This is a genomic window from Ardenticatena maritima, from assembly GCF_001306175.1.
Taxonomy (GTDB): domain Bacteria; phylum Chloroflexota; class Anaerolineae; order Ardenticatenales; family Ardenticatenaceae; genus Ardenticatena; species Ardenticatena maritima.
On sequence record NZ_LGKN01000003.1, the window covers coordinates 610,505 to 622,051 of the forward strand.

The window sequence follows — 11,547 nt, forward strand, 5'->3', positions numbered from 1 at the left end:
CGTGAGGAGTGGGGAAGTGGTGTGCGTCAATCCCCTTGCGGGGATTAGGGTTTTTCAGACGAAGACTATGCACAGAATAAGCAACAAGGAAACATCCGTTTCAATCCCCTTGCGGGGATTAGGGTTTTTCAGACGGATGGTAGCGGTATGTTGGGAAAAGCCCCGGATGGAGTTTCAATCCCCTTGCGGGGATTAGGGCTTTTCAGACCTTTCCTTGCTGAAAATTCAGCTTCTGACATCGCCGAAGTTTCAATCCCCTTGCGGGGATTAGGGCTTTTCAGACTGAGAAGGTCCCCGACAATCAGAAATTTATCATTATTTAGTTTCAATCCCCTTGCGGGGATTAGGGCTTTTCAGACGAAGTTGGTTCAGAGAAAATAGAAGAGTCGGAGGACTAAAGTTTCAATCCCCTTGCGGGGATTAGGGCTTTTCAGACCTATTCGTCGCATTTGTACCTCGTGGCGCCCGTGAAGGTTTCAATCCCCTTGCGGGGATTAGGGCTTTTCAGACTACGTGTACGGCAACGTCACTGAAGACTACAACTTTTGTTTCAATCCCCTTGCGGGGATTAGGGCTTTTCAGACCTTAGCGACAAAACCGTCACCGTCGTCATGCGCGACGGTTTCAATCCCCTTGCGGGGATTAGGGCTTTTCAGACCCACCTTGCGTTGGATAAGGTACACGTCGCGGGCGAAGTTTCAATCCCCTTGCGGGGATTAGGGCTTTTCAGACCCGACCAGAAGTCCACGAAGACCAATCGCGCCCCTCGTAGTTTCAATCCCCTTGCGGGGATTAGGGCTTTTCAGACACAAACCCGTTATCGAACGTTTGGCTAGTAATCCTGGGTTTCAATCCCCTTGCGGGGATTAGGGCTTTTCAGACTTTTCTGTTGTGGATGATACGCCGCCGCCACTGGTAGAGTTTCAATCCCCTTGCGGGGATTAGGGCTTTTCAGACGCAACGCCCCAGCCAGTTGTGGACGCTCCTTGCGTGGGTTTCAATCCCCTTGCGGGGATTAGGGCTTTTCAGACGAAGATACACAGAAGTTCCTCGGTACATTCCAAGTGTGTTTCAATCCCCTTGCGGGGATTAGGGCTTTTCAGACTGTACGGATGTGCTATGGGTGTCGCCCGCTTGTCCGCTTCATCTGTGGCACAGCATACAGGAAAATGGCGCGTTTGTCAACCCCCAAAACCATGCAAAATACCGCTCCTTTTTCCAGGAAGTTGAACGTTTTCAGACCCCCTCAAAATCGCCCCCAAAATCGCCCCGTTTCAGGGGGGTCTGACAGAACTTTGTCGCGTTCAACTATTTGCCTGGCAAAATGTTGTGCTCAGGCGTTGCGGGTGGCTTCGGTCAGGCGTGCCGCCAGCCACGCCGGCACGTAGGCGTGCACGCGCGTGCCGTCGGCGGTATGCTCCTCGGACTCAATCGTGCCCTGCTCATGGATTTCATGCAGAAGTGCACCGTGGGCGTAGGGCAGCAGGACGTCCACTTCGACAAAGAGATCCTGCAAGACGCCCTGCACCCGTTCAAGCAGATGGTCCAGCCCTTCGCCTGTGCGCGCACTCATCACCACGATATCGGGGTCGCGGGCGGCTTCTTCCTCGATGGCGTCCCGGTCGGCGACGCGGTCAATCTTGTTCCACGCCTGAATGATGGGCTTGTGGGCGACGCCCAAATCGTCAAGCACGCTTTCCACCGCTTCAATCTGCGCCGCCGCCATGGGGTGGCTGATGTCCACCACATGCACGAGAATGTGCGCGTCGTGAATTTCTTCCAGCGTCGCGCGGAAGGCGGCGACCAAATCGGGGGGGAGTTTCTGGATGAAGCCGACCGTGTCGGTGAAAAGCACCTCGCGCCCTTCGGGCAAGCGCACGCGCCGCGTGGTGGGGTCGAGTGTGGCGAAGAGTTTGTCTTCGGCGAGCACATTGGCGTTGGTGAGCGCATTCAGCAAGGTGCTTTTGCCCGCGTTGGTGTAGCCCACCAACGCCACCACAGGCACGCCCTCGCGGCGACGCCGGCGGCGGTACTGCTCGCGGTGCGCACGAACGGCTTCCAGTTCGCGCTGTAAGTGGGTGATGCGGCGGCGAATCTCGCGCCGGTCCACTTCCAACTGCGTTTCACCGGGACCACGCAACCCCACGCCGCCGGTTGCGCCGCCGGCGCGCCCACCCGCCTGGCGGGCAAGGTGCGTCCACATGCGGGTCAAGCGGGGAAGTCGGTAGCGGTACTGCGCCAATTCCACCTGCAACTGCCCTTCACGGGTGCGGGCGTGTTGGGCGAAAATGTCCAGAATGAGCACCGTGCGGTCAATCACCTTGATGTCTTCCCCCAGCGCCCGTTCAAGGTTGCGCTGTTGCGCGGGGGAGAGTTCATCATCAAAAATCACCGTACGCGCGCCGGTTTCGGCAACCGCCAGTTTGAGTTCCTCCACCTTTCCCTTGCCGATGTAGGTTGCCGGGTTGGGGTGGTCGAGCCGCTGCCAGGTGCGCCCCACCACCTCCATGCCCGCCGTGCGCGCCAACTGCGCCAGTTCTTCGAGCGAATCCTCAATCGTCCAGAGGCCTTGTTCACCTTTGCGTTCCACCCCAACGAGAAAAGCGCGTTCGGGTTGGTTGGGTACGTAGTATTGTTGAGCCATATCCCTCCATGTCTTGCCTGTTCACCGGTTCGCTTCCTTTATTGTAGCGATTGGGGAAGCGTTTCGCCAAATAGCGCACGCGCCGGCTCGGCGTAGCGCGGATCGGTATATTCGATGAATTCGCCGCTCACGCTGGCGGGCGCATGCAACGCCAGCCAGGCAATCACCCGTGCAGGTTCTTCGGGGGGCGCAAGGCGGCCGCTTTCTTTGAGTTGTTTGAAGTAGGCGTAGCGTTCGGGCGGCATGGCTTTCTGCCCTTCCTGGCGGATGACAGCCTGCATTTCCGTATCCACCACACCGGGGCGCAGGGCAACGCTGGTGATCGCCGGTTCTTCCAGCGCCAGCACGCGCGTGAAGTGCAGTGCGGCGGCTTTGGACGCACAATAGGCGCTCCACCCTTCGATGGGCGAAATGGCGGCGCCGGTGCTCACATTGACGATACGCCCCTGCGTTTCGCGCAGATGGGGGATTGCCCACTGGCACATGTAGAACACGCCCAGCAAATTGACCTCGATGTTGTACTTCCACTGCACCTGGTCGGCTTCGGCGATACGGGCGACCGGCTGCAAGATGCCGGCGTTGTTCACCACAGCGTCCAGACGCCCGAAGGTCTGCACCGCCAGTTCCACCACATTGGCGCAGGCGTTCGGGTCCGACACGTCGGCGCTCTCAATCAGCACCTCACCGCCCAGACGCTTGGCGCGCTCCGCAACGGCTTGCAGGGGTGCGTCACTGCGGGCGACCAGCACCAGACGCGCGCCTTGGGTCGCCAGCCAGTAGGCGGTGGCTTCACCAATGCCGCGAGAAGCGCCTGTGATGATGATAACGGGTTGCGTCATACCTTGCCTCCTTCTGATTGGGGCTTCGTTGGCTTACGACAACACCTGCGCAACGCGCTCCATGGCGCGCGCCAGCGTTTCGGCGTCGGTGGTCAGCGCGACGCGCACATACCCTTCGCCGTGTTCACCAAACGCAATGCCGGGCGTCAGCCAGATGTGCGCCGTTTCGAGTACGTGTGTGCTCAGCGCCTCGCTGGTCCACCCTTCGGGGATGCGCGCCCAGACGTAGAGGCTTGCCTTGGGCGGGTCTGCCTGAAAGCCGGCGGCGCGCAAGCCTTCCACCACCACATCACGCCGCCGGCGGTAGATGTCGTTGCGCTCGGCGAGCCACTCTTGCGGTCCCGTCAGGGCGGCAATCGCGCCGGCTTGCAGGGGGTAGAAGATGCCGGTGTCCACATTGCTTTTGACGCGGAGCAGGGCGGCAATCACCTCGGCGTTGCCCACCGCCATGCCCACACGCCACCCCGCCATGTTGTACGTTTTGCTGAGCGAGTTGAATTCCACGCCCACCTCTTTCGCGCCCGGCGTTTCCAGAAAACTGGGGGCGCGGTAGCCGTCAAACGTAATGTCGGCGTAGGGGTTGTCGCTGAGCACCACAAAATTGTAGCGGTGCGCTAGGTCCACCAGCCGCGCGTAGAACTCGCGCGGGGCGGTGGCGCCGGTGGGGTTGTTGGGGTAATTCACCCAGAACGCCACAGCGCGGCGGTACGTCTCTTCGGGAATGGCGTCCAAATCGGGCAAGAAGCCCAGTTCGGGGCGCAGGGGCACCGTCTCAAAGACCCCATCCGCGAGATACGTGCCCATGCGATAGGTGGGATAACCAGGGTCGGGCACCAACACCAGGTCGCCGTCGCCGACCAGCGCCATGAGCACATGCGCCAGCCCCTCTTTCGAGCCGATGAGCGGCAACACCTCGCGGTTGGGGTCGAGCGCAACGCCAAAGCGGCGGGCGTAGTAGCCGGCGATGGCTTCGCGCAGTTCGGGCGAACCGGTGTAGGATGGGTAGCGATGGCTGGCGGGTTCACGGGCGGCGGCAATCATCGCCTCGATGATGAAATCGGGCGGCGGCAAATCGGGGCTCCCGATGCCCAGGTTGATGACGCGGTGTCCCTGGGCTTCCACGGCGCGGATGCGTTCCGCCACACGTGCGAAAAAGTACGGCGGCATGCGGTTCAAGCGCGGCGCGAGATGCATGGTGTCAGCCTCCACACGGGTTGAGCGTTGTTGGCACAGATTGGCGGCGCGAAAGCCGCTCAGCCTGCACGATACGCGCAAAAGGGCGTCTGTCAAGAAAAAAGGGGGCTCGGCGACACCATGCAGGACGCGCGCAAGGACGGGTGCGGGGACACGTGCGCCTATTCTGGTTTTGTGTAGGCTCTGCTCTGCACAGAGAAACCTGTTGGGAGGAAAAATTCATGACGACACAAACCACAACACCCGTGCGTGTACTGGACGTGATTGCCAACCGACGCAGTCGGCGGGCGTATGACCCCACGCGCCCGATTGACCGCCAGACGATCGAAACGCTGTTGCAGGCGGCGCACCTTGCGCCTTCATCGTTCAACGCCCAACCGTGGCGCTTCATCGTCGCCGCCAAAGACCAGCACCCCGACGCCTGGCAACGCATTTTCGACACCTTGATGGAAGGCAACCAGGCGTGGGCGCAACATGCGCCGCTCTTCATCGTGGGCGTGGCGGCTATCAAACCCGAAGGCGCGGAACGCGAAAACGGGTCGGCGCTGTTCGACCTGGGCATGGCGGTGCAGAACCTGTTGCTGCAAGCCGAAGCCCTGGGGCTGGCGGCGCGCCCGATGGGCGGCTTCTTCCGCGACCGTCTGCGCGAAGCGTTCAACATTCCCGAAGGCTACCACCCGCATGTTGTGGTGGCGCTGGGGTATCCGGGCGACCCCGCGCAGTTGCCGGAGCCTCTGCGCGCGTATGAAACCGCGCCGCGCCAGCGCCGCCCGTTGGGCGACGTGGCGTTTGCCGGCGCGTGGGGCACACCCTGGCACGCCTGACCCAACCGCCTCACCTTCGCGCAACAGACCGGCGACCCCAAGCCGGTCTGTTGTTGTTTTGGCGGGGCGCGGCGTTCTCCTCTGCTGCGCTTTCTCAAATTGCCCATTCCGCCGATGCGCAATAGCATACTTCCGCGGCAAATCCAGTTTCGACAGGGAGGAACCATGCAGTTGCAAGCCATTGCCTTCGACGCCGACGATACGCTCTGGCACAACGAAACCATCTTCTCGATGACCCAGCAAAAATTTTTCGACATGCTCGCCGCCTACTGCGACCGCGAAGAAGTCGAGCGGCGGCTTTACGAAACCGAAGTGCGCAACCTCAAAATCTTTGGCTACGGCGTCAAAGGGTTTACGCTGGCGATGATTGAAACCGCCATTGAAGTGACCAACGGGCGCATTCCCGCGCGCGATATTCAACGCCTGATTGACTTTGGGCGTGAGATGCTTGCCGCGCCGGTGGAACTTCTGCCGGGGGTGGAGCGGGTGATTGCCACGCTCGCCAACCGCTTCCCGCTGCTCGTCATCACCAAAGGAGACCTGTTCGACCAGGAAACCAAAATCGCCCGTTCGGGGCTGGCGGGCTATTTTCAGCATATCGAAGTGGTGAGCGAAAAAACGCCTGAGGCATACCGCGCCATTTTGCAGGAACACGGCATTGCCCCGCAACATTTCCTCATGGTCGGCAATTCCCTGCGTTCCGACATTGTGCCGGTGCTTGAAATCGGCGGCTACGCCGTACACATTCCGTACCACATTACCTGGCAACATGAGCAAGCCGAACGCCCAACCAGCCCGCGCTACGCCGAATTGGAGGATATCCGCGAGTTGCCGCGCTGGCTCGACCAGCAAGGCGCTCGCTTTATTGACCAACCAACGCACAACGAGGAGCGTTCCAATGTCTGAACCCACCGCCATTCAAGACCTCTATCCCGACCCGTTCGCTGTCTGTTATGGGTGCGGCCGCCTGAACCCGCACGGCTTGCACTTCCAGACCTACCGCGAAGGTGATGAGACGATCACACGCTACACGCCGCAACCCTACCACACCGCCATTGAGGGCTACGTGTACGGGGGGCTTATCGCCTCGCTGATTGATTGCCACGGCACGGGGAGCGCCGCCATTTTCGCCGCCGAGGCGCGCGGCATTGACCTGACACGCGAGCCGCCGCCCCGCTTCGTCACCGGTTCTTTGCGGGTGGACTTTCTCAAACCCACACCGCTGGGCGTGCCGCTGGAAGTGCGCGGGCGCGCGAAAGAGATTCGCGGGCGCAAGGTGGTTGTCCTCGCCGAGTTGTACGCCGACGGCGTGCTGACGGCGCGGGGGGAAGTGGTGGCGGTTGAAGTTCCAGAAACGTTTGGAGCGTGAACATGGGCGCACTGGATGGTCTGCGCGTGCTGGATTTCACGCGCGTGTTGGCGGGTCCGTTTTGCACCATGCTGCTGGGCGATTACGGCGCTGAAATCGTCAAGGTTGAAGTCCCCCATCGCGGCGACGACACCCGCCACTGGGGACCGCCCTGGGCGGGCGGCGAGAGCGCCTACTTTCTCTCTGTGAACCGCAACAAGCGCAGTCTCACGCTCAACCTGAAACACCCCAAGGGGCGTCAGATAGCACTGGATCTTGCCGCGCGCGCGGATGTGCTCATCGAAAACTTCAAGGTTGGGACGATGGCGCGGCTGGGCTTGGGGTATGAAGATGTGCGCGCCGTCAATCCGGGGATTGTCTATTGCAGTATCACCGGCTACGGCCAGACGGGACCCTACCGCGACCGCCCCGGCTACGACTTCATTATCCAGGCGCAGGGGGGCATCATGTCCATCACGGGTCCCGCCGACGGGGAACCGCACAAAGTGGGCGTGGCGATTGTGGACATTACCGCCGGCCTGTTTGCCGCCACAGCCATTCTCGCGGCGTTGCGCCACCGCGACCGCACGGGTGAAGGACAGTACATTGACGTGGCGCTGCTGGACGCCCAAGTCGCCTGGCTTGCCAACGTCGCCCAAAACTACCTGGTGAGCGGGGAAGTCCCGCGGCGGTACGGCAACGCGCACCCCAACATTGTGCCGTATGAGGTCTTTCCCACGGCGGATGGGTACGTGGCTGTGGGCATAGGCAATGACAGCCAGTATCAACGCTTTTGTGACGTGGCGGGGTGCCCGGAACTGTGGGAAGACCCGCGCTTTCAGACGAACCCCGGCCGCGTGACGTATCGGGATGAACTGGTGCCGCGTTTGCGCGAGGTCTTTCGCCGCCGCCCAACCCAGGCATGGATTGATTTGCTTGTGGCGCACAAAATCCCGGTCGCGCCTATCAACAGCGTCGCCGAGGCGCTGAACGACCCACAGGTGCGTGCGCGTGGGATGGTGCAGCAAGTGGAGCACCCCACCGCCGGCTTGCTGGACCTGCTGGGACCGGTAGCGAAGTTGTCGGAAACGCCCGCCGAGATTGGCGCTCCGCCGCCGCTGTTGGGCGAGCACAGCGAAGCGGTGTTGCATGATTGGCTGGGGCTTTCCGCCGAAGAGGTGGCGCGCTTGCGTGAGGAAGGCGTGGTGTGAGGGGAAGCCCCTCGCCAACAGCAAGAAGCGGGCGAAGATCTTCGCCCGCTTCTGTGTGTGGGGAAGGCGTGTTTATGGGCTCGCGATGGTGATACTTGTCCCGTCGCTACTGCCGTCGGGGTCGTGATTGTCGAGGGCATTGTAGGAAAGCGTCGCGTGGCTGATGTCCGTCACTGAGAAGGTGACACTTTTCTGCTTGCGCGACAGGTTCGAGACGCTCACCGTGCATTGTCCGGCGGCATCGGTTGTACAACTGGCTGTGCCGCTCGTCGCCCCCGACCATACGCCACTGACCAGAGCATTCGCAACCGGCGTTTCGTTGCTGTCATGCAGAGTAATGGTAATGGTGGCGCTCCACTTCCGATTGTTGCGGGTGCTGTTGCCGTCCAGGTCGCCAACGTGGAGTGTGCTGGCGGGTGATGGCGTTGGCGTCGCCGTGGGTGTTGGGGTAGGCGTGGGTGTGAAGGTGGGGGGCGGCGTTGGCGTTGGTGTCGCCGTCCCAAAAACAAAGGCGACCAGCACGGGGTCATGGTCGGAGAAGCGGTACATGCTCGTATCACTGATGTGCGAACCAGGCCAGTCGGCGTTCACATGACGCGGCGACAGAATGCGCGGCAAGGCATTGAGCGCATCCGAAACCAGGATGTGATCGAACGTCTGGGCAATGCCGTCGTGGATGTAACTATACCGTGTAATGCTTCCTTGTCCTGTGGATGGAGGACCTTGGGCGTCGTCCCACACATTCGTCAGCACGCCGCTGGTTTTATCGAGAACATCAAGCGGAGCGGAGTTGTAGTAGTCGTTCAAGTCGCCCAGGACAACGATGTTCGCGTTCGGGTCGGCGGCGAGGAGTGCATCAACCAGCGTGTCCACATGCTGCGCCTGTTCCACACGGCGGTCGGTGCAGTCGGCTGTCGAGCATGAGGCGCTGCTCAACTTCGATTTGAAGTGGTTGACGATGACATGGATCGTACGCGGCGCACCACCAAGCGTGATTTGGGCTTCGAGGTGCAGCGGTGGGCGGTTGAAGAGGTAGTAGGGCGTGCTTCCGGAGCATGTCACGGCTGGCAACTGGTCGCCGGTTTCGTAATCAATGCCCCAATTGGTCGCAGAGCAGCCTTGTTCTTCGCGCACTGAAAGCACCGTCACGCGGTCAGCGCGTGTCAACAGCCCCACATCAATGCTGCGGTTGTCGGGGCCGGGAATGGTGTAGTACTCATACGTGACGCCACAGGTCGCGGCGATGTCGTTGGCGAGTTTGGCAAGGACGGTGCTGTTTTCGATTTCTTGCAAGCCGATGATGAGCGGACGATTGAGCCCGGCGGTGTTGCAAATCAGTTGCGCCATTTTGGTGGATTTGCGGTCGTAGTCGGCTTGGGTGAGCACCGTATCGCTTTTGTATGGGTCGTCTGTGGTGTCAAAGAAGTTCCACGCATTCATCGTGGCAATCGTCAGCGTGTTGGCGTCATCAGCGGGAGCGGGGTTGTCGGCGGGGTCGTAGGATGTATCGTTACCGGCGGTAGCAACCACGCAGGCGGTATCGTCATCTTGCTGGATTTTGTACGTGTTGAAATTGTACGTGAGCGGACCGTACACCTTCTGCCCGGCGGCGGGGTTGTACACGATCGTATCGAACGTTTTGATGTAGCCCAGCCCATCAACCCCACACCGCGCAGCACTGACCCCGTCACCATCCACGATGATGCGATGCCCAAAAGGCGGCGCGTCATGGTGCAGGCGGTCAGCACCTGTCCCGCGTACCATGACCATCTCGTTGTACTGGTTGACGGGCGCAATCACCGTTGCGTCTGTGCTCACCTGGACGAGCATGCCTTCACGGGCTTCATTGTAAGCGGCGGCAAGCGCATCATCCGCGGGCGGGTCGTATTCTTCCACCGGTGGCAAGCCATAATTGGCTTGAATGGTGGTGACGGTACAACCTGTGCGACAGTCAAGTTCTGTCAGCGTCTCATCCCAGCGGAAGGATGCCGGTCCCTGGTATTCGACAACGGTTGCGCCGTCCAGTTCCACCAAATCCCCCACGCTGATGGTCTTCACAGATGTGCTGGTATAGACCCAAATACCATCAGACGTGTTGGCGTCGCAATCGGGTTCATGTGCCTGAATGAAAAAGCCGCGCGGCTCACTGGGACCACCCGTGCCACTCTGAAAATCGGCTGTGACGATTCCGCGCACATTGCTGAGCGTTTGTCCCACCAGCGGCGAGGTGTTTCCACTCCCTTGAATTTCCCAGATAGCGGTGTAGGTTGATGTTTTGCCGCACCCTGGGGCGGGTGTGGGAGTGGCTTGCGGAGTGGCGGTGGGGGTTGGCGTCGCCGTGGGAAGCGGTGTTGGCGTGGCGTTGCCTGTGGTCACAACACTGCCAGGGTTGGGGGTCGCCTGGTCGAGCCAATCGGCGGCGCTGTCGGTGTCGTTATCGGCGGGGTTGCGTTCCAACGAATGCCCATCGGGGACATCAGGCGCAGCGGGGTTGAACGCAAATGTGGACGAGCCCCACGAGACCGCATCAACCAGCGCATCGTTGCCATCCAGCAACAGCACCTCATCACCGGAGTTGGAAAGGGCGACACTGCCGCTTGCCCATGCGCTGTATTTTGTCATGTTGGGAACGGTGGCATCGCTCTCCACAAACTCGAGGTCGGGTTTGGTGCCAAAGAGCGCGAAATAGTCGGCGGCTTTGTTGGCAATCACAACAACTTGCCCCGGCGCCATGGTGAACCCAGATGGGAAAATGTACATACCTTCGCCGCCACCGAATGTTTCTTCGTCGCCCAGTTTGTAGGCGCTCAAATCAAGCGTCGTTCCCCCAAGATTGTAGAGTTCAATCCACTCGCTGCCTGGTTCGGCCCCCGAGGGGTCATACTGGACTTCGCTGATGACGATGGTGCTGGAAGCGGCTTGTGTGAAAGGTGTGGAGAATGTGAGTAGAGAAAATAGCCAGAGTACGCTGAACAATATCAGCATCTGTTTGAAAAAAGGAAGTGATTTCATCATTCACCCTCTCTTGTGTGTGATACATTGCCGTGCGGGGGGCATGTCTTCACGATCGAAAAGCGCAAGCGATACCGCATGACGCACCTTGCTGTGATGTTTGCGCAGAGTCTTGCCGTCATCTCTTATGCCGCCGCTGGAAAAGAAGGTGTGTGGAGGCGTCAGTGCGAAAGGAGTACGTCGGGGTGAGGAAAACCGGGAGGGCGAATGTGCGGGAATTAGTGCATCAAGAGGGGCAACAGTGATGGGATAGGGGCGGGTAATGAAAGTAGGCCGATAGGTGGAAGGAGGACAACTCGGAGGAGCGGGTAAAGGCGCGGCTCGAAAGTGCCTCGGCGCGTTCCTTGTACGTGGAGGTGCGCCAAAACAAGGATGCGTCCATATGTCAGGATGGTTCCACACCCCATTCGTTGGATGTGCGGAACAAAGCATGCCATGCAAATGGCGCAAGTTTGGTATCTCCATGACACCGTCC

The 11,547-nt window shown here is 60.4% G+C and carries 8 protein-coding genes and 1 CRISPR repeat array; of the genes, 4 read left to right on the top strand and 4 right to left on the bottom strand.

Features of this window, described 5'->3' with window-relative positions; translation table 11 throughout:
- Positions 1-23 precede the first annotated feature (23 nt).
- A CRISPR array of direct repeats spans positions 24-1,105; the repeat unit is 37 nt; unit sequence GTTTCAATCCCCTTGCGGGGATTAGGGCTTTTCAGAC.
- A gap of 228 nt (positions 1,106-1,333) precedes the next feature.
- The 3 genes from hflX to SE16_RS02740 are packed head-to-tail and all read right to left on the bottom strand — an operon-like array spanning position 1,334 to position 4,677.
- Positions 1,334-2,644, bottom strand: a complete 1,311-nt coding sequence (gene hflX, locus SE16_RS02730; protein WP_054493333.1) for a GTPase HflX — start codon at positions 2,642-2,644, stop codon at positions 1,334-1,336.
- Positions 2,645-2,682: 38 nt separating this feature from the next.
- Positions 2,683-3,483: an SDR family NAD(P)-dependent oxidoreductase gene (locus tag SE16_RS02735; RefSeq protein ID WP_054493332.1), complete on the bottom strand. Its 801-nt coding sequence runs from the start codon at positions 3,481-3,483 to the stop codon at positions 2,683-2,685.
- 33 nt (positions 3,484-3,516) lie between these two features.
- Positions 3,517-4,677 (bottom strand): LL-diaminopimelate aminotransferase, encoded by a 1,161-nt coding sequence (locus SE16_RS02740; RefSeq protein WP_060687176.1) that lies wholly within the window; start codon positions 4,675-4,677, stop codon positions 3,517-3,519.
- A gap of 221 nt (positions 4,678-4,898) precedes the next feature.
- On the opposite strand from SE16_RS02740, the gene SE16_RS02745 reads away from it, so the two are divergent.
- The 4 genes from SE16_RS02745 (at position 4,899) to SE16_RS02760 (ending at position 8,060) form a co-directional block, all read left to right on the top strand.
- Complete coding sequence (locus SE16_RS02745; protein ID WP_054493422.1) at positions 4,899-5,501, top strand: nitroreductase family protein; 603 nt, start codon at positions 4,899-4,901, stop codon at positions 5,499-5,501.
- A 165-nt stretch (positions 5,502-5,666) separates the two neighbouring features.
- Positions 5,667-6,407 carry an HAD family hydrolase gene (locus tag SE16_RS02750; protein ID WP_054493423.1) on the top strand — a complete coding sequence of 247 codons (741 nt, stop codon included), beginning with the start codon at positions 5,667-5,669 and terminating at the stop codon, positions 6,405-6,407.
- Positions 6,400-6,870 (top strand): PaaI family thioesterase, encoded by a 471-nt coding sequence (locus tag SE16_RS02755; RefSeq protein ID WP_054493424.1) that lies wholly within the window; start codon positions 6,400-6,402, stop codon positions 6,868-6,870. Before SE16_RS02750 ends, SE16_RS02755 begins: the two co-directional genes overlap by 8 nt.
- 2 nt (positions 6,871-6,872) lie before the next feature.
- Positions 6,873-8,060: a CaiB/BaiF CoA transferase family protein gene (locus tag SE16_RS02760; RefSeq protein ID WP_054493425.1), complete on the top strand. Its 1,188-nt coding sequence runs from the start codon at positions 6,873-6,875 to the stop codon at positions 8,058-8,060.
- A gap of 72 nt (positions 8,061-8,132) precedes the next feature.
- Here the strand turns inward: SE16_RS02760 and SE16_RS02765 are convergent, their stop codons facing one another.
- A complete protein-coding gene (locus tag SE16_RS02765) occupies positions 8,133-11,072 on the bottom strand; it encodes an endonuclease/exonuclease/phosphatase family protein (RefSeq protein WP_161804504.1) in 2,940 nt (979 codons plus the stop codon).
- Between the last annotated feature and the right edge of the window lie 475 nt (positions 11,073-11,547).